General features: G+C 62.1%; 13 protein-coding genes. 11 read left to right on the top strand and 2 right to left on the bottom strand.

Annotation, left to right across the window (positions count from 1 at the left end):
* Nucleotides 1–47: 47 nt before the first annotated feature.
* The 3 genes from JM946_RS03480 to JM946_RS03470 all read left to right on the top strand — a co-directional run bounded on the left by JM946_RS03480 (nt 48) and on the right by JM946_RS03470 (nt 5,638).
* Entirely contained in the window at nt 48–2,696 is a 2,649-nt protein-coding gene (locus JM946_RS03480; protein WP_203165744.1) for a TonB-dependent receptor domain-containing protein, read from the top strand.
* A 142-nt stretch (nt 2,697–2,838) separates the two neighbouring features.
* Nucleotides 2,839–4,836, top strand: a complete 1,998-nt coding sequence (locus JM946_RS03475; RefSeq protein ID WP_203165743.1) for a PQQ-dependent sugar dehydrogenase — start codon at nt 2,839–2,841, stop codon at nt 4,834–4,836.
* 112 nt (nt 4,837–4,948) lie between these two features.
* Nucleotides 4,949–5,638, top strand: coding sequence for a hypothetical protein (locus JM946_RS03470; protein ID WP_203165742.1), 690 nt, complete (start codon nt 4,949–4,951; stop codon nt 5,636–5,638).
* An 18-nt stretch (nt 5,639–5,656) separates the two neighbouring features.
* Here the strand turns inward: JM946_RS03470 and JM946_RS03465 are convergent, their stop codons facing one another.
* Both JM946_RS03465 and JM946_RS03460 read right to left on the bottom strand, forming a co-directional pair.
* Entirely contained in the window at nt 5,657–7,087 is a 1,431-nt protein-coding gene (locus JM946_RS03465; protein ID WP_203165741.1) for an aldehyde dehydrogenase family protein, read from the bottom strand.
* A gap of 243 nt (nt 7,088–7,330) precedes the next feature.
* Nucleotides 7,331–8,338: a sugar kinase gene (locus tag JM946_RS03460; RefSeq protein WP_203165740.1), complete on the bottom strand. Its 1,008-nt coding sequence runs from the start codon at nt 8,336–8,338 to the stop codon at nt 7,331–7,333.
* Between the two features lie 435 nt (nt 8,339–8,773).
* Between JM946_RS03460 and JM946_RS03455 the strand changes: the two genes are divergently transcribed.
* From JM946_RS03455 to JM946_RS03420, 8 genes are all read left to right on the top strand, one after another.
* Entirely contained in the window at nt 8,774–11,479 is a 2,706-nt protein-coding gene (locus JM946_RS03455; RefSeq protein WP_203165739.1) for a TonB-dependent receptor, read from the top strand.
* A gap of 554 nt (nt 11,480–12,033) precedes the next feature.
* Nucleotides 12,034–14,796: a TonB-dependent receptor gene (locus JM946_RS03450; RefSeq protein ID WP_203165738.1), complete on the top strand. Its 2,763-nt coding sequence runs from the start codon at nt 12,034–12,036 to the stop codon at nt 14,794–14,796.
* A 12-nt stretch (nt 14,797–14,808) separates the two neighbouring features.
* Nucleotides 14,809–16,440 (top strand): family 43 glycosylhydrolase, encoded by a 1,632-nt coding sequence (locus JM946_RS03445; protein WP_203165737.1) that lies wholly within the window; start codon nt 14,809–14,811, stop codon nt 16,438–16,440.
* Complete coding sequence (locus tag JM946_RS03440; protein ID WP_203165736.1) at nt 16,437–17,375, top strand: alpha/beta hydrolase; 939 nt, start codon at nt 16,437–16,439, stop codon at nt 17,373–17,375. The genes JM946_RS03445 and JM946_RS03440 overlap by 4 nt, the downstream gene beginning before the upstream one ends.
* A gap of 24 nt (nt 17,376–17,399) precedes the next feature.
* Nucleotides 17,400–18,995: a carboxylesterase/lipase family protein gene (locus JM946_RS03435; protein ID WP_203165735.1), complete on the top strand. Its 1,596-nt coding sequence runs from the start codon at nt 17,400–17,402 to the stop codon at nt 18,993–18,995.
* 144 nt (nt 18,996–19,139) lie between these two features.
* Nucleotides 19,140–19,976: a 2-keto-4-pentenoate hydratase gene (locus JM946_RS03430; RefSeq protein ID WP_203165734.1), complete on the top strand. Its 837-nt coding sequence runs from the start codon at nt 19,140–19,142 to the stop codon at nt 19,974–19,976.
* A 5-nt stretch (nt 19,977–19,981) separates the two neighbouring features.
* A complete protein-coding gene (locus JM946_RS03425) occupies nt 19,982–20,962 on the top strand; it encodes a TRAP transporter substrate-binding protein (RefSeq protein ID WP_407700492.1) in 981 nt (326 codons plus the stop codon).
* A 3-nt stretch (nt 20,963–20,965) separates the two neighbouring features.
* Nucleotides 20,966–21,493: a TRAP transporter small permease gene (locus tag JM946_RS03420; RefSeq protein ID WP_203165732.1), complete on the top strand. Its 528-nt coding sequence runs from the start codon at nt 20,966–20,968 to the stop codon at nt 21,491–21,493.
* Nucleotides 21,494–21,546: the final 53 nt, after the last annotated feature.

The following is a 21,546-nucleotide window of genomic DNA, read 5'->3' as shown; positions in this document are numbered from 1 at the left end:
CCGTGCGTCTTACTGGTTACACAACACCAGAATGGGGAGCACGGTTCATGCAAGACAGGCACGCAGCCCGGCCGCATCTGAAGGGCCATCTGAAGTTCATGGTCGCTTGCGTGTTGGCGACTGCGAGTGCGCCGAGCTTGGCGCAAGCGATGACGGCCGCACACTCCGAGCCGCGCGCGTTCGATATCGAGGCCCAGGATCTGGGCAGTGCGCTCAAAGCATTCGCGTTCCAAAGCAATCGCGAGATCTTTTTCGCGCCGGAACTGACCCAGGGTAAGCAGAGCCGCGGCGTGGTTGGCCAGTATGGCGATCTCGACGCACTGAAAAGGATCCTGTCCAACACCGGACTGACGTACACAGTCACCGATTCGAACGCCATTCTGGTGCGTGACGTATCGAATGTGACTTCGCGCGCAGCAGCGCCTGCGCAGGCAGGCGCGGCGATTCATCTGGCGCGTGCCGAAATGAATACGCAGGCCGAGCCGCAATCATCGGCCGCATCCGGCAATCCCAACAGCAACACGGCTTCGAGCTCCGCAAGCATCGGAGAATCGCTCTACGAAGTCATCGTCACCGCCACCAAGCGGCCCGAACGCGCACGCGATATCGCCGGCTCGGTCTCGGCGATGTCCGGTGCGCAGCTCGAAGCGATCGGTGCGCAGAGCTTCCAGGATTACCTGACGCGCACTCCTGGCGTGGTGTTCAACGCGGGCCCGCTCGGTGATTCGACCGCGATCATTCGCGGTGTCGGTACTTCCGTCGGCAAGGATCAAGGCCAGGGCCCGACGGGTTACTACATCAACGAAATCCCGCTGACCGAGCCCGGCTACGCTGTCGCGATTCCCGACGTCGACACGTTCGACGTGGAGCGAGTGGAAGTGCTGCGTGGTCCGCAGGGCACGTTGTTCGGTTCGTCCGCTCTTGGCGGCGCGATCAACTATGTGGCGCGGGAAGCGAGCACTGCGGGCTTCGACGCAGCGCTGCAGACGTCGGCGAGCAGCACGCATCACGGCGATGGTGACATGGGTTACGCCGGCAAGGGCATGATCAACGTGCCGTTGGGAGATACCTTCGCGATTCGTGGCGTCGCCTATTACCGCACCGAGCCCGGCTATCTGGACAACATCGGCATCGGTCGCAAGGCGAGCAACGAGCAGACCAACAAAGGCGGGCGGTTCTCCGCGGTGTGGACGCCCTCCGAAGCCACCAAGGTGTCGCTGCTGAGTCTGTACGATAAAAATCACACTCCCGACTTCGGCTATCGCTATCCGGAGCAGGGCGAGTTCATCCGTAACACACTGGTGTCCGAGCCGGTCGAATACGAGCTGCAGCTGCATAGCCTGCGGCTCGATCAGGATCTCGGCTTCGCCACGCTGACCGCGCTGGTGGGCTACAGCGAAAAAGAACGCCGTCTGGTCACCGACAATACCGTGTTCTACAGCGTGTTCGCGCCGGTCGACGAAGACACGCCCGGCGAAGTGCTGCCGAACCCGGTCCCGTATCTGGACACCGGCACCAGCGAGAGCCGCAGCTACGAGTTGCGCCTGGCCTCGCCCAAAGGCGAGAAGTTCGACTATCTGATCGGTGTGATGGGGACATCCACCGACAAGACCTTCAGGGACTATCTCTCTTCCGAGGGTGCGTTCGACATCCTGTCGGTGCATCGGGATCTGGCCGATCTGCGTGGCGATACGTTCTATTGGGGCGTCGGCAGAACGGACGGCAACGAAAAGGCGGTGTTCGGCGAAGCAAACTACCGCTTCAGCGACCACTGGACGGTGACTTTCGGCGGCCGCTGGTTCGATACCGAAGTCACCAGCCGCGCGTTGTACTCCGGTGTGTTCTATCCCGGTTCCCTGCAGTTGCCGCGCGGTCATCAAACAGAAGATGGGTTCGCGCCGAAGATCTCTCTGGCCTGGCGCCGGGATGATGATCTGATGATCTACGCACTGGCGTCGAAGGGTTATCGCTTCGGCAATCCCAACACGATTTTCCCGCTGGAAGGCTTCGATACGCCGAGCGGCTGGGAGACCGACTCGCTGTGGAATTATGAGCTCGGCATGCGCAGCAGCTTCTTCGATCGGCGCGTACAGACCGACTTCACGGTGTTCCTGATCGACTGGAGCGATCTGCAGGTGCGCCTGTACCGGCCGGACAATGTGACTTACGGCACCAACGCGGGTAAGGCGCGCAATGTCGGTCAGGAGTTCAGCGGACTGTGGCGTGTGACCGACGCGTTCGATCTGTCACTGAACATCACGCATCTGGATGCTCAACTGACCCAGACCGTCATCAGCACCACCAGCACCACGCTGCCGGATGGCACGGTCGTCACCACACCCAATGTCATCCTGCGCGACGGCCAGCAACTGCCCGGCGCGTCCGAGTGGCAGGTGTCGGCGATGGCGACGGCGCGCCTGCCGTATGCAGCGGAGCCGACCATCACGCTGGCGCATCGTTACCTCTCGGATGCGCCCCAGTCGCTGCAGGCGCCGAATCTGCGGATCAATGGCTATGGCCAGACCGACCTGCGCATCAATGCGACCTTTGCCAACGTCGGCGTCACGGCCTTCGTGAACAACCTGACGGACAAGCGCGGCGTCACCTTCGGCTATGGCGACTTCGGCCTGGGCGTGCAGGACTTCATCATCCGCCCACGCACCGTCGGCCTGATGCTGGATTGGAAGATGCGTTGAGCTCACCTCGCGGCCGCAGGGACGCGGCCAATACCTAAGCCCGCCGCCGGATCCCCGTGATAATTTTCAATCGCGGGGATCCCAAGACCCACTGCTCGCGTTACACGCCTTAGTTCGATAACAAGCGAGGACGGGTTCGATTTTGAACGATGCGCACCCACCGTTGTGGCAGCGCCTGGCCTGGTACGCCTGCGGCGCGTTGCTCCTGCTGCTGTTGCCCGTACTGAAATACGCCGAGTTGTGGGGAGCTTTGGGGCGGCAGCAAAAACTCGCGCTGCTGGTCTGTCTTGGCGCCTTCGGCGCGGCCTGTCTGCTGTCCTTGCTGATGGATCGTGCCGCCAGCTGGCGCACCGCCGGCCGTTCGCTGGTTCGCTCGTTCGCGGTGTTGAGCCTGTTTCTGATCGGCGCCGCGGCGTTGTCCGTGGCGTTGCCCCGCTATTTGCTGATTCCTCTGGTCATCGCCATCGCCCTGATCGTGCCGTTGGCCATCAGTCCTATCGGGTTGCGACGGCTGCCCATCGCGGCGGTCGTGGTGCTCACCGGCGTGGTGAGCGCGTACGGCTTCTCGCAACTGGAAGCCTCGTCGGCAGGTCAGCCCACCACGCGGGAGATGTATCTATCGACGGCGTTCTATCCACTGCGCGCCACCATCAGAGAAGGGTGGATTCCCCCTCCTGAAACCCGTGGTGGCGGTCTTACGCTGCTTGGCGATCGCGTCCTGTTCGGTAACGGCGATGGACGTTTATATCTAATCGACGCGCCGTCGGATACGAACGGCTTCAAGATTCAGGAGCTCGCCACGCGCGTGCCGGCCAATCGAGAGGAGTTCGCCAAGGCTTTCGGCGGATCGTCGCGACAGCCGACGCGCACGGCGGACTGGCGCGCTCATGGCGCGCCCAAAGTGCAGACGTGGCGCTTCCGCGTTGCCGATGTTGCCGCGGTGACGGAGGGCGACAATGTTCGCATCCTGGCGTCTCATCATTATTGGAAGGCGCAGGAACAATGTTTCGTCGTCAGGGTGTCGCAGCTGACGACGCCGCTGAACGATCTGCAGCAGGGCATCGCGAATGCGCAGTGGTCCACTCTGTTTGAAAGCACGCCGTGCATCCCGCTCACCGGCGAGAATCGTAAGCGCGGCAAGAATCCGTTCCAGGGCGAGGAGATCGGCGGCCGGATGCTGCTGCTGGAAGACCGCAAGATGCTGCTCACCTTGGGCGACTTCGGCTTTTCCGGCATCGAGTCCAACCAGGCGTTCGCGCAGGATCCCGCCGCACACTACGGCAAGACCGTCCTGATCGATCTGGCGACCGGCAAGCACAGCGTCTACACGCTGGGTCATCGCAATCCGCAAGGCATTACGCGCACACGCGACGGCAAGGTGTGGCTGGCGGAACACGGTGCGCAAGGGGGCGACGAGATCAACTTGTTACAAGAGCATGCCAACTACGGTTGGCCCAATGTGACTTACGGCACCGACTATGGCTCGACCGTGTGGCCGCTCAGCCAGCATCAGGGGCGGCACACGGGTTATCCCGAACCCATCCTGTCGTGGCTGCCCAGTCCTGGCGTGTCCGATGTCACAGTGTTGAATGGCGAGCTGTTTCCGATCTGGGCCGACAATCTGCTGGTGGGCTCGCTGTCGAGCCGTTCGTTGTATCGGGTGGTGCTCGCCGAGGATCGCGTCGTTCTGCAGGAGCCGATCGGCCTCGACAAACGGGTGCGTGACATTCTGCAACTGCCGGACGGTCGCATCCTGATCTGGAGCGACGACTGGACGTTCACCACGCTGGAGCCGGCGACGACATTGAATGGCGCCGGCTTGTTCGCCACGCAATGCCTGGGCTGTCATACCATCGGCGACGGCATGTCACATCGGCTCGGTCCCGATCTGTTCGGCGTGGTGGGCCGGCAGGTGGCCCAGGCCAAGGGCTTCGACGAATACTCACCGGCGCTGCGCGCTCAGAGCGGAACCTGGGACGCGGCCACTCTAGATCGCTTCCTGGCGCAACCACAAACCGCAGTGCCCGGCACGACGATGGCGGTCCCAGGCGTAGCCGACCCCGAGCACCGCAAGGCCATCATCGAGTATCTGCAACGGAGCGAGCCGATCGACAAGCGAGGCATGTCCGCGGCGAAATAACGACGGGCAAGACTCGAAGGCGCGTTGGAATGCAAGGGTTGCCCCATGGGGAGGCAGTCTTTAAGCTGGGTCGCAGCGGCCCGTTTGCCTGTATTTCATAACGCCACCCACAGTGAAGCCCTTGCTCCACCGCGCTGTTTCCGTCTTCGTATTGTGTCTCTGGTCCGCACTCGCGCTGGCGGACTTCGACGCCACGCCGAAGCGGCCGGTCGAACTGGCACGGTTTTGGGTGCTGAACACGCAGAGCAGCGACGATCCGGAAGCCATGCTGGCGGAACGCCAAGCGAAAGAGTGGGAGCGCTTCGAACGCATGCGGCGTCGTGTGGAAGGCGCTCGCCCCGCCGGCATGCCGCCGCCCATCGATGTGGATGCGTCACCGTCCGAGGCCGGCCGTCGGGGTCCTCGGCCGTGGCAAAGAAGGCAGCAGGAGAATCTGTACCGCATGCTGGCGGTGAGCCCGACGCTGGAAATCAAGCAGCTGGGCCCGACGCGTTTCGAATTCGTGTCGACGGTCGAGTCCCGTCGCGTCGAGGCGGGCAGTCACACCCAGGTGTCGATGCCGGAAGGACAGCTCGCCGATTCGGAGGTGGGTTGGGACGGGGAATGGTTCGTCATCGAACGCCGTGTGAATCGCGGCCCGCGCGGCCTGGAAAAATTCCGCGTGACCAAGAACGGCCAGCTCGAGTACTACATGAAATGGAGCGGCAATTCGGAGCTGGCCGGCATGAAAGTGGTGCGCTTCTTCGATCGCCGCACCGGGCCCGCGCCGGCGCCCAATCCGGATCACGGGCCCATGCCCTAAGGCGGGCTGGCAGCGCGGTCAGGCGGCCGAATAACCCATCACGGCCTTGACCTCCAGGAACTCCTTCAGACCTTCCTTGCCCCATTCGCGGCCGTTACCGGATTGTTTGTAACCGCCGAAGGGCGCATTCACGTCAGTGGAGGCGCCGTTCAAATGCACCATGCCGGTCCGCAGCCTGCGCGCCACTTTGCGAGCATGCTCGATGTCGCCCGAATACACATAGCCGGACAATCCATACACCGTGTCGTTGGCGATCCGGATGGCTTCCTCTTCGGTTTCGTACGGAATCATCACCAGCACCGGCCCGAAGATTTCTTCGCGCGCAATGGTCATGGAGTTGTTTACGTTCGCGAACACGGTGGGCTTGATGAAGTAGCCCCTGTCGATGCCGTCCGGCCGGCCCGGTCCGCCGACGACCACCGTGGCGCCTTCGTCGATGCCAGTTTGTAACAAGCGCTGAATCTTTTCGAACTGGGTCTTGTTGGCCACGGGCCCCATGGTGACGCCGTCCTTTTTCGGATCGCCCACCACGGGTTTGGCAGCGACCGCCTTGGCGATATTCACTGCCTCCTCGTACAGCTTCTTCGGCACCAGCATGCGCGAAGGCGCGTTACACGACTGGCCGGTGTTGGACATCATGGAGAGCACGCCGCTCTTCACCGCGGCGTTCAAGTCGGCATCTTCGAGAATGATGTTTGCCGACTTGCCGCCGAGCTCCTGCGACACGCGCTTCACCGTATCGGCGGCGGCCTTCGCCACTTGGATGCCGGCGCGCGTGGAGCCGGTGAACGACATCATGTCGATGTCGGGATGACGCGATAGCGCTTCGCCCACCGTCGGGCCATCGCCATCGATCATGTTGAATACGCCCTTCGGCACGCCGGCCTCATGCAAGATCTCAGCAAATAAATGTGCGCTGAGCGGCGCAACTTCGCTGGGCTTGAGCACCATGGTGCAACCCGCGGCGAGCGCGGGCGCGACCTTGCAGCCAATCTGATTGAGCGGCCAGTTCCACGGAGTGATCAGACCGCACACGCCCACGGGCTCGCGGCGGATCATGGTGGTGCCGAGGCTTTCCTCGAACTCAAACTCCTTGAGCGCCGCCAGCGTAGCCGTAAAATGACCGAGGCCGCTGCCGGCTTGCGCGTTCAGCGCGAACTTCATCGGCGCGCCCATTTCATCGGAAATGGCCAGCGCCACATCCTTCATGCGCGCCTGGTACACCTTGATGATTCGCTCCAGCAGCGCGACTCGTTCTTCACGCGAGGTCTGGGAGTAGGTTTCGAACGCGGCGCGCGCCGCCTTCACGGCAACGTCCACATCCTCGGCGGTGCCGAGCATGATCCTGCCGACTTCCTGTTCGGTGGCCGGATTGATCACCGCCAGCTCTTTACGGCCCGGCGGGGTGACCCAGGCGCCGTCGATGTAGAACCGCTTGAACTCGTACATGTCGTCCTCCGCCAAGTGGGCGCGATCCGCACACCAGAACAGCGCTGAAAATAGCGCCGGGGCGCGGTGCAAAGGGACCACAATGATACGTCAGCGCCGCCCGCAAAGGAGCCTGCGGACGGCGCTGACATCGATCAAGGGTACATGGAAGTACCTCATCCCCAAGGGGACGAGCGATCGGCGAAAGTCGCGCATATTGCCGACTCGCACGAGGGTCGTGGCAGGATGCCCGATCCCGAGTTTTTATCGTCGCACGTCGCCGCCTTTCTCGGACAGCAACAACTCCACGTCCGCCACGCCGAGCAGATTGAAATCGCCCGGAATGGAATGCTTCAGACAGCCGGCGGCCGCGCCAAAATCGATGGCGGCCTGCGGCGTCATCCCGGTCAGCAAGCCATGCAGAACGCCGGCCGCAAAGGCATCGCCACCGCCGATGCGATCGACGATGCTGTGCAGAGGGTAGGAGCGGCTGGTGTAGGTGTTCTTCGAGTCGAACAGCAATCCAGTGAGCTGCTGAACATCGACGCTGGAGCGGGCGCGCTCGGTGCAAACGATATAACGAAGATGCTTGAAAGACTTGAAGGCCAGATCGGCAGCCTCACGCCGCGCATCTTGTTGCGTGGCTTTGAAGCCCAGCATGAAGCCGATGTCGCGATCGTCACCGAAGATCACGTCGGCCTGTTCGCATAGACGTGTCAACAGTTGCGGCGCTTCCGGTGAGCGCGAGCCCCACAGCCGCGCGCGGAAGTTGCAGTCGAAAGAAATCTGTACACCGGCCTTGCGAGCCGCTTGCATCGCTTGCGACGCCGCTTCCGCGGTCGTGCTGCTGACGGCAGGCGTGATGCCCGAGACATGCAGCCAGCGAGCATCTTTTAGAAGTGAAGCCCAGTCGTAACAGGAGGGAGGCGCGATGGCGAAGGCAGAGTTGGCACGATCGTAGAGAACCTCGGCCGGCCGATGACCTGCGCCATGAGTCAGGAAGTACATTCCCATACGGCCGTCACAAAAATTGATCGCGTCGGTGTCGACGCCATGACGTCTCAACTCGTCGGCGCAAGCCCTGCCCAGTGTTGAATCTGGGAGGGAGCTCACGACACGGGTGCGGTGACCGAATTTATATAGAGAAACGGCAACGTTGGCTTCGGCGCCACCGATGTGAGCGTCGAAACGTGGAGATTGCAACAGGAGCTCTTTGCCGGGCGACGACAAACGTAGCAAGACCTCACCGAAGCAAATGATGGCCGGTTTCATGTCGATCGAGATTCCGTAGTAGGTGTGATGGCCTGGGCGCCAAGGCGCTCGGGCTGCCGGATTGTAGGCGTATCGGGCCTGCTTGTGCGTATGTCGCAACAGTTCGCCCAAGGTGGCTTGCCGTTCGGCTGGGTGCTCTGTTAGCCTCCCTTTGTCACCGGTGTCAACGCTGCGCCAGCAGTCTGCTACCGGTGTCAGAAATCGGGATGGCCAAACCGCGAGGGTTGGCAGTCGGCCATACCCGGGCAGCCAGTCGCCGGTAGGTCGGTTTCCGCGGTTTTAGGCTTTTTTTTCTGAATGGGGGTTGTCATGTCCAAGATGGGTCGCCACGGTGCGCTCCGCTTTGCGGTCCGAACCGTGTTGGGGGTCGCGGCGCTATCTGCTAGTCCTGCGGCTTTTTCACAACAGACGGGTGGGTCCGCAGAGGATGCCCAGGTGGAAGAGGTGATCGTCACCGGCTTCCGCGAAAGTCTCAGCCAGGCGCTCGATGTCAAACGCGATCAGGTCGGCGCGATCGACGCCATCGTCGCCGAAGACATCGCCGATTTTCCGGATCTGAACCTGGCCGAGTCTCTGCAGCGCATTCCCGGCGTGTCGATCGCCCGCGATGCCGGCGAAGGTCGCACGATCACCGTGCGCGGCCTCAGTCCTGAATTCACGCGAGTGCGTTTGAACGGCATGGAAGCCATGTCCGCGAACGGCGGCACCGACGCCGCGGGCGGCACCAACCGCAATCGTACTTTTGATTTCAATACGTTCGCCTCGGAGCTGTTCAACGCCATCACCGTGCGCAAGACGGCTTCGGCGGAGATCGAAGAAGGCTCGCTGGGCGCGACGGTCGATCTGCGCACCGGCCGGCCGTTCGATTACGACGGCTTCACTCTCGTCACCTCCGCGACTGCGCAGTACAACGATCTGTCCGACAAGATCAATCCGCGAGCGGCATTCGTTGTCAGCGACACCTTCGCGGACGGCCGCTTCGGCGCGCTGTTCTCCGTGGCATACACGGAGCGTGAGCTGGTCGATGAAGGCTCGAGCACGGTGCGCTGGGGAACCCCTTCGGGCGCGATGACGCTGGCGCCGGGCTATACGGGCACGCCGACCATCGATCAGATCAATGCTTCGTTCCTGCCGCGTATTCCGCGCTATGACTATTACGAGCACGATCAGGATCGTCTCGGCGTGACCGCCTCGCTGCAGTTCGCTCCGAGCGATCGCACCGCCATCAACCTCGACATGCTGTATGCCGAGTTCAACGCCGAGCGCACCGAAACCTTCCTGGAAGTGCCGAACTTCAGCGGCGGCGCCAACGGCATCCGCGTGCAGGACGCCGTCATCGACGGCTCCAACACGCTGGTTTACGGCGTGTTCAACAACGTCGACATCCGCTCGGAGCAGCGTTACGACGAACTGAGCACCGAGTTCAAACAAGTCACGCTGGATATGTCGCAACAGATCACCGACACGGTGCGCGTGAACGGCCTCGTCGGCATGTCCGAATCCGAGCATGACAATCCAGTCCAGACCACGTTGCTGTTCGACTGGAACAATATTCCGCTGATGTCTTATGACTTCCGCGGCAACAAGCGACTGCCGGTGATCAGTTTCGGCAATACCGATCTGACTTCCACCGTCAACGGCACGCCGGCGGCCGGCGCGACCTCGACCGTCAACTCCAACGGCTGGTACCTGTCGCAGATCCGCTTGCGCCCGCAGGCCACCACCAACGAGTTCGACAACTATCAGCTCGACGTGGAATGGGAAGCGACCGACACGTTGCAGTTCAGAGCCGGCGTGCAGCTGAAGGAATTCACATTCGAAACCGCCGAGAGGCGTATCGACCCGTCGTTCTGCGGTCCGACGCAGAGCCCGACTTCCAATGCGGAAGCCTGTGCGGCTGCCTTGTTCCAAGGCACGCCGATCGCCGACATCAGCCGCGTGTTCAGCTATGGCAACGATCTCGGCATTCCGGCCGGCACTGCCACTACGTTCCTGATTCCGAACATGGCGGCTGCCACCAACCTGTTCAATTTGAACGGTATCCCGCTGTCGAGCACGCCGTCGCTGGGTAACAACCGCCGCGTCGAAGAAGAAGACATGGGCTACTTCGTCCAGGCTCAGCTGCGAACGGAAGTCGCAGGCATGCCGCTGCGTGGCAACCTTGGCGTGCGCTACGTGCAGACCGACCAGACCTCGCAGGGCTTCACCTTCCTGAGCGGCGCGGCGGTGCTGGTCGAAGCGCAACGCGAATACACCGACACGCTGCCTTCGTTGAACCTGGCGTTGAACGTCACCGAAGATTTCATCGTGCGCGCAGCGGCGGCGAAAGTGATGTCACGCCCGAACCTCGGCATCCTTACGCCGGGCGGCAGCGTCACGGTCAGTGGCAACAACCGGACGGCCACTCTGGGCAACCCGAACATCGATCCGACGCGCGCCAAGGCCTATGACCTCGGGTTCGAGTGGTACTTCGCTCCGGAGTCGCTGTTCTCCGTAGCGCTGTTCTACAAGGACATCGAAAGCCGCGCAGTCGGCGTCACCGTCGACGATATTCCGTTCACGGGTAACCCGTTCGGCATCCCGGACAGCGTGGCCATCGCCGCCTGCGGCTCGCAGCCAAACTGCGCTCCGGATCTGGCGAACTGGACTTTCAACACCACTGCCAACGGCCCCGGCGGCGATCTGAAAGGTTTCGAAATCGGCTACCAGCAACCGTTCGTGTTCCTGCCGGGCTTCTGGAGCAACTTCGGCGTGCAGCTCAACTACACCGGGGTGGATTCCAAGATCACCTACAACGAAGGTTTGCGTGAAGATCTGGTGGGCCTGTCCCGCAACGCCTACAACGCCACGCTGTACTACGAAGTCGACCGCTTCGGCGCTCGCGTTTCGGCGGCGTATCGCGACGAGTTCCTGACCCAGGTGCCCGGACGCAACGGCAACGATCTGGAAGGCACCGCCGACGTGCTACAGATCGACGCCTCGGCGCGCTTCTCGGTCACGGACAGCCTGACCTTGACGCTCGAAGGCATCAATCTTACCGACGAGTTCGAGGATCAGTGGGTGGACAGCGTGGGCAACCGGCTCTCGTACTACCACCACACGGGTCGCAGCTATCTGCTGGGCGCCCGCTATCAGTTCTGATTGAGGTGCCAGATCGCTAACTGCGAATCGACATCGACCGGCTGACGATAAAAACGGCCGGCGGAGATATCTCCGCCGGCCTAGATTCTCGGGGGAGACGACATGCACACGATAGAGAAGGCTTTGTGTGCCACTGGGCTGTTCGCTGCGTTCAGCCGCATGCCGGCGCACGCAAACAGCCACAGAGTCCTCGATCGCGAGATCTCGCCGACCTTCCCAATATCCCGAACTATCAGCACCGCTGAGACGTTGGCATCAAGCCGGCGACCTTTGCCGGGGAAGCTTTCTTCCTCGCGCCGCGCAGCTTTCGGCCCGTTGAACTATCAATTGTCGCCCGCGTGGACAGCCGCACCGGCCGTGCCGTTGTTCGCGGGGCCGATGTTCTGGTGAGAGCAGCACTCATCACCACGGCCGGCACCGGATGTGCCGGTCAACACCGCACCGGCGGTACGGACAGTCCGGCGCACCGGATGCAATAAGTAGCTTGTTCCTTTCGGTGGCAATCGCGCGTGCGCGATTGTTACCGATACCTTTCGATCAGGATGGGGGATCTCATGTCGAAGTTTTCACAACATTCGCACCAGCTTCGCAATGCGGTGCACGTCTTACTGGCAGGTGTGATGGTCACGGCGACCGCGAGCGCTCAGGAAGCGGAGCAGAGCACCGGCTCGGCGTCCACGGTGGAAGAAGTGGTGGTGACCGGTTATCGCCAGAGCCTGGAGCAGTCGCTCGAGATCAAGCGCGCCACCTCGGGGGCGGTCGACGCAATCTTCGCCGAGGACATCGCCGATTTCCCCGACACCAACCTGGCCGAGTCGGTGCAGCGTGTGCCTGGCGTGTCGATCGATCGTGTCGGCGGCGAAGGTCGTCAGATCAGCATCCGCGGCTTGAGCCCCGAATTCTCGCGCGTCCGTATCAATGGCATGGAAGCGCTGACCACGACTAGTGCCACCGACGCGGTCGGCACCAATCGCACGCGTGCGTTCGACTTCAACGTGTTCGCCTCCGAGCTGTTCAATCAGATCGCGGTTCGCAAGACCTCGAGCGCGGAAATCGACGAAGGCTCGCTGGGTGCGACCATCGACCTGTTCACCGCACGCCCGCTGGATTTCGACGGCTTCAAATTCGTGACCTCGTATCAGCAGGGCTACAACGAGCTGTCGGATAAAGCCGATCCGCGCGCCGTTGCGCTCGTCAGCATGACCAACGACAACAGGACGCTGGGCGCGTTGTTCTCGGTGGCGTACTCACGTCGTCAGACTCGCGAAGAAGGTGTGCAGTCGGGCGGTTGGGAGCGCAACGCCAATACGGCCACTACGGGCGATTTCTGGCAGAGCCTGCCGCCCGGCTTGAGCGCCGACGAACAAGCGCGCGTCAACAACGCCGTGCATGCGCGCTTCCCGCGCTATGTGATGTTCGAGCATGACCAGGACCGGTTGGGTCTGACCGGCTCGATCCAGTGGCAGCCGACCGAAACCACCACCTTGAGCTTCGACGTGCTGCATTCGAAGCTCGACGCGGAGCGCACCGAACCATTCATCGAGGCGATCTCGCTGTCGCGCGGCAATCCGTCCGGTCGCGGCGCGACTGACGTGCTCGATTATGAAATCGACGCCAACGGCAGCATGGTGTACGGCGTATTCAACGACGTCGACGTGCGTTCCGAGAACCGCCTCGACGAATGGAACACCGAGTTCAACCAGTTCTCGCTCACGCTGGACCAGGAGATCACCGATCGCTTCCGCCTCAACGCGCTGGTCGGCACCTCCAAGTCGGAGCTCGAGGTGGAGCGCGCTACCACCATCATTCTGGAGAACTTCGACTCCGATAACTTCGTGTACGACTTCCGCGGCAACTCCAAGCGGCCGTTCATTTCCTACGGCTTCGACGTGAGCAATCCGGCGAACTGGACCCTCTCGGAAGTGCGCGAGCGTCCGAGCAGTCAAAGCAATGAGTTCGATACCGCTCGCATCGAAACGACCTTCGACATCAACGACACGTTCAAACTCAAGAGCGGCGTGTCCTGGAAGGAGTACGGATTCGACGTCGCCGCGGGTGCGCGCGACAAGACTCTGACGGGCGCCAATGCCAGCTGTGGCACGACCGTAACCGCTGCTCTGGGACGTCAACAGGGCTATGGCGACAACGATCTGGCGCCCGGCATGGCGCGCAATTTCTTCGTGGGCGATGTGCGTGCGGTGGCGGATGCCATCGGTTTGTACACCGACGATGTTTGTTTCCCGTTGCGGGCCACCGCCGCCGACGTGCGTAGCGTGGTTGAAGAGGACCTGGGATATCACGTGCAGGTGGACTTCGACACGACGCTGTTCGGTCTGCCGTTCCGTGGCGATGTCGGCGTGCGCTACGTCGAAACGGACCTTTCGTCCACCGGCTTGTTGGTGGGCAGCGGCCAGAACGTTTCCACGACGGAGAAGAACAAGTACAGCGATACCCTGCCGGCCGTGAACCTGGTGATCGAACCGGTGCGGGACCTGCTGGTGCGCGGCTCGTTCTCGAAAGTGATGTCGCGTCCGCCGCTGGGTTCGCTGTCGCCTGGCATCAGCATCGGCGGCTTCTCTACGCCGCCAACGGTGACGGTGGGCAACCCGGACCTCAAGCCGTTCCGCGCCGATGCATATGACTTGTCGGCCGAATGGTATTTCTCGGATGAGGGCCTGGTCGCGCTCGCGTTGTTCCGCAAGGACATCGACTCGTTCGTGGTCAACAATGTTTCGTTCGCCAACTGGTCGACGCTGGGTTATCCGGACAGCCTGCTGGATCAGGTGCCGGCGCTGCCCACGCAGGACTTCGAAATCCGCCGACCGATCAACGGCAATGGCGGCAAGTTGGAAGGCTTCGAAATCCAGTATCAGCAGCCGTTCACGTTCGGGCCGGAGTGGCTGAGCAACTTCGGCACCATCCTCAACTACACCAACGTGGAGTCGAAGGTGAACTTCGCCGAGCAGGGTCAGCCGCCGCGCATTCTCAATCTCGTCGGCTTGTCGGAGCAGTCCGCGAACGCGACCTTGTACTACGACAACAACACCTTCAGCGCGCGTGTGTCGGTGGCGTACCGCGATTCGTTCATGACGAGCGCGAACTCGCGTGTGCCGAACGACATGGACTTCACGGACGAGTCGACGTACGTGGATTTCTCCACCAGCTACAAGATCAACGATCACTTCAAGGTGTCGTTGGAGGCGCTCAACCTCACGGACGAATACCGCACCGATCTGATGGACAGCAACGCGGAGCGCATCAACAACTACGTGCACACCGGACGGCAGTACTATCTGGGCCTGCAGTATTCACTCTGAGCGAAGGTGACAATGACCGAAATCAGTCGACGCGAGCTGTTGGGCTCGGCGATCCTGGGTGCGGCGGCGGGGACTCTCCCCGCCACCGCTCAAAGTGCAACTGCCTGCGTCGGCGACGCCAAGGCGCCAGAAAAAACCTGGCGCCGGGGCATCGAGGGACAGCGCCAGGCGGATCTTGGCGATGGCACGTTCCTGAACCCGATCGTGCCGGGCGATCACGCCGATCCGACCATTCTCAAGGACGGCGACGACTACTACATGACGTTCTCGTCGTTCGATGCCTATCCCGGCGTGGTGATCTGGCATTCGCGCGATCTGGTGAACTGGCAGCCGCTGGTGGCGACGCTCACCAAGCCGATCGGCTCGGTGTGGGCGTGCGAGCTCACCAAGCACAAGAATCGTTATTACATTTACATTCCGGCGCGCTGGCCGGATCGCAAGTCGACGTACGTGATCTACGCCGACAACATCCGCGGGCCATGGAGCGACCCCATCGACTTGAACCTGCCGAATCACATCGACCCCGGCCACGTGGTGGGCGAAGACGGCAAGCGATATTTGTTTCTCAGCGGCGGCGATCGCGTGCGTCTCACCGATGATGGTCTCGCCACCGACGGTCCCGTCGAGCACGTGTACGATCCCTGGCGCTATCCCGAGGATTGGGTGGTGGAAACGTTCGCGCCGGAAGGCCCGAAGGTCATGCGGCATGGCGAATATTTCTACATGATCACAGCGGTGGGTGGGACCGCGGGACCGCCGACCGGGCACATGGTCATCGTCGCGCGCTCCAAGTCCATTCACGGCCCGTGGGAGAACGATCCAGCGAATCCCATCGTTCGCACCTACTCTGCCAAAGAGAAGTGGTGGTCGCGTGGCCATGCCACATTGGTCGAAGGTCCGGCCGGCGACTGGTGGATGGTGTATCACGGTTACGAGAACGGTTACTGGACGCTCGGCCGGCAGACGCTGCTCGATCCGGTGGAGTGGACCAAGGACGGCTGGTTCCGCGCCAAGGGCGGCGATTTGTCACAACCCATTGCCAAGCCGGCCAAAGGTAGGTCGTCGCCAAACGGCATGCCGCTGTCGGATGATTTCTCCACCAATCGTTTCGGCGTGCTCTGGGGGTTCTACAACCCCGGACCGAACGAGATGAGCCGCGTGCAGTATCAGAACAAGGCGCTGCGCATCGCCGGCAAAGGGGAGCAGCCGTACGATTGCTCGCCGCTGTCGTTCATCGTTCCGGACACGTCCTATCGCGTCACGGTCGATATCGAACTGCAGGAGAACGCCCAGGCGGGGCTGCTGCTGTTCTATAACAAGCGGCTGTACTGTGGGCTGGGCTTCAATGCGAGCGGCCTGGTCATGCATCGCTACGGTCTGGAACGCCGTAACAAACTGCCGCCCGGCGTCGGTCGGCGACTGCACCTGCAGATCGAGAACGATCAGCACATCGTGACCATTCGCCACAGCACCGACGGCAAGCAATGGAAGAAGTACGATGTGCAGATGGAAGTCTCCGGCTACCACCACAACGTGGCATATGACTTCCTGAGTCTGCGGCCGGCGATCTATGTCGCCGGGCAGGGCGCCGCGGTGTTTCGTAACATGCGCTACGAGGCAATCGAGGTGTCGACCAAGTCATGACGGCCAGCAACAAGATGCGTCACGCGACGTTAGGTTTGCTCGGATGGTTGGCAGTGACGGTGGCCGGCGCAGCCGAGCCGCCGTCACAACCGCTGTATCCTGGCGATATTCCCGGCGCGATTTTGGCGCCGGATGAAGAGAAGCTGCGTGATGCGGCGGAGCCGTGGCCCTTCTATCTGGATATCTCACGACCGACCATCACCGCCTATCGGCCAGCCAAGCAGGATCCGAAACGGGCAGCGGTCGTCATATTGCCTGGCGGCGGCTATCGTGGCGTGTCCATTCTCAAGGAAGGCTACGACGTCGCGCGCGCCTTCAACGAGATGGGCGTGACTGCGTTTGTCGTGAAGTATCGAACGCCGAGCGACAAGCATATGAAGGACAAGCGCGTCGGCCCGTTGCAGGATGCGCAACAGGCCGTCGCTACCGTGCGGCGTGACGCAGCGAAGTGGCAAATCGATCCCACACGCATCGGCTTGATGGGCTTCTCTGCCGGCGGACATCTCGCAGCCAGCACCGGCACGTTGTTCAACACGCCGGTGCTACCTCAGTGGAAGAGTGCGGACGTGCGGCCGGATTTCCTGATGCTGATCTATCCGGTCATCACGTTCACTGACGCCTCGGTGCACTGGGGCTCGCGTCAGAAGCTGTTGGGCGACACGCCTTCACGAGCGGATATGGAGCGCTTCTCGACGGAACTCGCGGTGAGCGACCAGACGCCGCCGACATTTCTCGTGCATGCCGCCGACGACGCCACCGTACCCGTGGCCAACAGCATTCGCTTCTTCGAAGCATTGCAAGCCAGGAAGATTCCAGCGCAGCTGATGATCTATCCCGCCGGCGGTCATGGCTATGGCCTGAACAATGCCACCACCGGCGATCGCTGGATGGAACGTTGCCGCCAATGGCTGCAAAGCCAGGGATGGATCTCCTGATCCCGACTGTGAGATGACGTGCCAATGACCCGCCAATCCTCGATGACACGACGCGAGCTGCTCGGCAGCTCTCTGCTACTGGCCGGCGGCTTGAGCCTGCCTGCATTCGCGTACGCCAACTCGGGCAAGAGCAGCATGCTCCAAACGCGCTTCGGCAAAGTGGCTGGAGTGAAGGCGCAGGGCGTCCATGTTTTCAAGGGCATTCCGTACGGCGCCGACACCCGCGATACGCGCTTCCAGCCGGTGCAGCCGCCGCTCGCATGGAAAAAAACACGGGACGCATCGAGCTACGGACCGTCTTGCCCACAACCCAGCGAGCGCGATCAGACGAGTGAGGATTGCCTGGTCCTGAATGTTTGGACGCCGGCGCTGGGCGACGGTGGCAAGCGGCCGATCATGGTCTACTTCCACGGCGGCGAGTTCAGCAGCGGCTCTGGCTCGAGCCCGATCTACGACGGCACGCGACTGTGCAATCGCGGCGATGTCGTGGTCGTCACCGTGAATCATCGCTTGAACGTGTTCGGCCATTTGTATCTGGCGCGATTCGGCGGAGCGAAATACGCCACCTCCGGCAACGTCGGCATTCTCGATCTGGTGCAGGCGCTGACGTGGGTGCGCGATCACGCCGAACGCATCGGCGGCGATCCGCAGCGGGTGATGGCGTTCGGTCAGTCCGGCGGCGGCGCGAAGATCGCGACGCTGATGGCGATGCCGGCAGCCAAGGGCCTGTTTCATCGAGCTGCGACCATGAGCGGTCAGCAGGTCACCGCTGCAGGCCCACGTGGCGCGACCGAGCGCGCGCGGACTGTATTGGAAACATTGAAGATCGCGCCTGGCGATATCGAGAAGCTGAATGAGGTGCCGACCGCGGACCTGGTCGCTGCGACTCGCGCCAGCGATCCCACCATGGTCGGACGCAATGTTTATTTCGGACCGGTGCTCGATCACCAGGCATTGCCGCGACACCCCTTCTATCCGGATGCGCCACCGCTGGCGGCCGACATTCCTATGATCATCGGCAACACACTCGATGAGACACGCGCTTTCCTCGGCAACGAGCCCGGTGTGCATCAGCTGACCTGGGAAGAATTGCCGGAGCGCCTGTTGCCCCAGTTGCACGTCGACATTCAGCCCGAGTATGTCATTGCGGAGTATCGGAAGCTGTATCCGAAATATTCCGCGACTGAAGTGTTCTTCGCGGCGACTACGGCTGGTCGTTCGTGGCGCGGCGCCGTCATCGAAGCTGAGCTGCGCGCGGCGCAAGGCTCGCCGGCCTATGCGTATCAGTTGAACTATCGCTCGCCGCTCGAGAACGGCCGATACGGCGCAATGCACACCATGGACATTCCGCTGGTGTTCGACAACATCGCCCAACCGGGGTCGCTGACCGGAACGAGCGCCGAAGCGCAGAAGACTGCCGATCAAATGAGCGAAGCGTTCCTCGCATTCGCGCGCACCGGCAAGCCGACGCACGCCGGCATTCCCGAGTGGCGTCCGTATGAACTGCCGACGCGCGCGACCATGGTGTTCGATGCGACTTCGCAGTTGGTCAACGATCCCCGGGGTGAAGAGCGGAAGTTGTTCGCGCAGGTGCCCTACATTCAGCGCGGCACGTATTGAACTACGTGCCCCGCGTTCCAGAACGCGGTAGGTCCGGTTGTAAATGACACCGGTTTCCTAGATACTCGGTCCGGTGTGTCGCGTGCGGCGCAGGGCCGCTCGCGACCCGATTCAGGCCAGGTTTTCTGGGGGAGATGCTGCGACATGACCAGCGCGGTGTTGCAAGGGTTGCCGACTGACGGCGCCGAAATGATTTCCGAGCAGTTTGTCCGTGCGCGACTGGCAGGACAGTCGCTGCCGCAATTTCCGGGCAAAGTGCCCACCAATCTCGCGGATGCTTATCGCTGTCAGGAAGCTGCTATCAAGCGCTTTCCGGACAGCATCGTCGGATGGAAAGTCGCGCGCATCGGCGCGGCATTCGCTCAACAGTTTCCGGAAGAGCGCCTGGTCGGTCCGGTGTTCCAACGCAATTTGTATCAGGCGCGCGTCGGCGAGGTGATCGAGTTTCCCGTGTTCGATGGCGGCTTCGCCGCGGTCGAAGCGGAGATCGTGTTGCGCGTGAATGAAGATGCGCCAGCAAACAAGAAAGACTGGACCATCGACGAGGCGGCCGAGCTGGTGCGCAGCTTCCACCTTGGCGTGGAAGTGGCGGGCAGTCCGCTGGCGACGCTCAACGACATCGGCCCGGGCGCGGTCATTTCCGATTTTGGAAACAACTGGGGCGTGGTGGTCGGTTCGGCCATCGGTGAATGGCGCTCCATCGAAGAAATCGTGGCGCTGTCGTTCATTGACGATGCATTCGTCGGCCGCGGCACGGCGTTCGTTCGGCAGGGCGCGCTGGGCGCGCTGGCGTTTGCGCTCAACAAATGCGCTGAGCGCGGTCGTCCCTTGCGTGCCGGTGATGTGATCTCCACGGGCGCGATCACCGGCGTTCATGACATTCGGATCGGTCAGCGGTCGCGTCATGTGTTCGAAGGCTGCGGCGAGATCGAATGCCGCGGTGTTCGTGCGGGCCAGTATCTGTCCAGCACGACGCGCTGATTCCCATGAACCGTCGCGAGCTACTGGTTGGAGTCGGTGCGCTCTGCGCGACCCGCGCGAGCGTGGCTACCGCGGCGTCTGGTTCGACGATGACCGCAGCCGATGTTCACATCGACGGTTATCCGACTGTCGAGGCGGTGAAATGGATCGGCAAGAAGCTGCAACAGGAAACCAACGGTCGACTGAACATTCGCGTGTATTACGCGGGCCAGCTCGGTCGTGAGTCCGACACCATCGACATGACGCGCTTCGGGGCGCTCGATATCACTCGCGTCAACTTCGCGCCGCTGAACAACCCGTTTCCGCTGACCCAGATCTTTTCGCTGCCGTACGTGTTCGACTCGGTGGAACATATGCGGCGAGCGGCTGACGGCGATGCGGGTAAGGCAGTGCTGGAAAGTTTCGCTACGCGCGATCTGGTGGGGCTCGCGATCTACGATGCCGGCGCGAGGTCGTTCTACAACACGCGTCGCCCGGTGCACGAGCCGAAGGATCTGCACGGTCTGAAGATCCGCGTGCCGCCTTCGGATATTTTCATCGAGCTGGCGCGAGCCCTGGGCGCCAATCCGACGCCGCTGCCGTTTGGCGAGTCGTACTCGGCGCTGCAAACTCATCTGATCGAAGGCGCCGAGAACAATTGGCGCACGTTCCACACCAGTCGGCATTTCGAAGTGGCGCGCTACTGGTCGCAGTCGATGCACTCGCATTCGCCGGAAGCGTTGCTGCTGTCGCGGCGAACGTTCGATTCGTTGCAGCCATCGGATCAGGAGCTGCTGCTAACGGCGGCGCGTGAGTCGGTGCCGTACATGCGGCAGCTGTGGGATCGAATGGACGCGGAGTCGCGCGACTTCGTGTTGAAGGCGGGCGTGCAGTCCAATGAAGTCGACACCGAAGCGTTCCATCGCGCGGCGAAACCGTTGCTCGAGAAGTTTCTGCAGCGGAAGGGATTGAGTCAGGTCTACCAAAGCATTCGTGCGGTGGCGTAACGCATGTCGGTCAATCAGCAAACAGAGGTGGCGCCTGCCACGACGGGTTTGAGCGCGGTGCTCGATCTGCTGGATCGCGCGGCGCTGGCGATTGCCTGCGTGGGACTGGTTGGCATGGCGATCGTGCAAGGCTGGCAGGTGTTTGCCCGCTATGTGCTGAACGATTCGCCGAGCTGGACCGAGCCGCTGGCATTGCTGTTCATGAGCACGACCATGATGCTCGGCGCAGCCTGCGGTGTGCGTGCGCATCGGCACTTCGGATTTTTCATTCTGGTCGAAACGGCGAAGCCTGTGGTGCGCCGGGTGTTGCTTGCAGTCACCAGTCTGATCGCGACGGCTATCGGGCTGATGATGGCGATCTGGGGCGCGAAGATGGTGAGCGACTCGTGGGACTTCCCCATCGCGGGCGCACCGTTCCCACAGGGTGTGGCTTATCTGCCGTTGACTCTGGGTGGGCTGCTGATCGCCATCTTTGCGGTGGAAAAGTTGTTTGTTCCGCCGCGGCAGCAGGATCCGGCGGCGCCGGAGTAACAACTGTCCAGAGAAGAGGGCTCAGTCACTGCTGATGCCGCGGCTGAGTTTGT

It is taken from the genome of Steroidobacter gossypii (genome assembly GCF_016801985.1).
Taxonomy (GTDB): domain Bacteria; phylum Pseudomonadota; class Gammaproteobacteria; order Steroidobacterales; family Steroidobacteraceae; genus Steroidobacter; species Steroidobacter gossypii.
Note: the sequence above shows the minus strand (reverse complement) of the source record. Positions and strands in the feature narration are given on the sequence as shown.

What these genes read in the sequence shown, in the direction of transcription:
- JM946_RS03420 (WP_203165732.1), top strand. Translation starts at nt 20,966, where the DNA reads ATGTCGGTCAATCAGCAAACAGAGGTGGCGCCTGCCACGACGGGTTTG.
- JM946_RS03435 (WP_203165735.1), top strand. Translation starts at nt 17,400, where the DNA reads ATGACCCGCCAATCCTCGATGACACGACGCGAGCTGCTCGGCAGCTCT.
- JM946_RS03445 (WP_203165737.1), top strand. Translation starts at nt 14,809, where the DNA reads ATGACCGAAATCAGTCGACGCGAGCTGTTGGGCTCGGCGATCCTGGGT.
- JM946_RS03460 (WP_203165740.1), bottom strand. Translation starts at nt 8,338, where the DNA reads ATGAAACCGGCCATCATTTGCTTCGGTGAGGTCTTGCTACGTTTGTCG.
- JM946_RS03425 (WP_407700492.1), top strand. Translation starts at nt 19,982, where the DNA reads ATGAACCGTCGCGAGCTACTGGTTGGAGTCGGTGCGCTCTGCGCGACC.
- JM946_RS03450 (WP_203165738.1), top strand. Translation starts at nt 12,034, where the DNA reads ATGTCGAAGTTTTCACAACATTCGCACCAGCTTCGCAATGCGGTGCAC.
- JM946_RS03465 (WP_203165741.1), bottom strand. Translation starts at nt 7,087, where the DNA reads ATGTACGAGTTCAAGCGGTTCTACATCGACGGCGCCTGGGTCACCCCG.
- JM946_RS03440 (WP_203165736.1), top strand. Translation starts at nt 16,437, where the DNA reads ATGACGGCCAGCAACAAGATGCGTCACGCGACGTTAGGTTTGCTCGGA.
- JM946_RS03480 (WP_203165744.1), top strand. Translation starts at nt 48, where the DNA reads ATGCAAGACAGGCACGCAGCCCGGCCGCATCTGAAGGGCCATCTGAAG.
- JM946_RS03430 (WP_203165734.1), top strand. Translation starts at nt 19,140, where the DNA reads ATGACCAGCGCGGTGTTGCAAGGGTTGCCGACTGACGGCGCCGAAATG.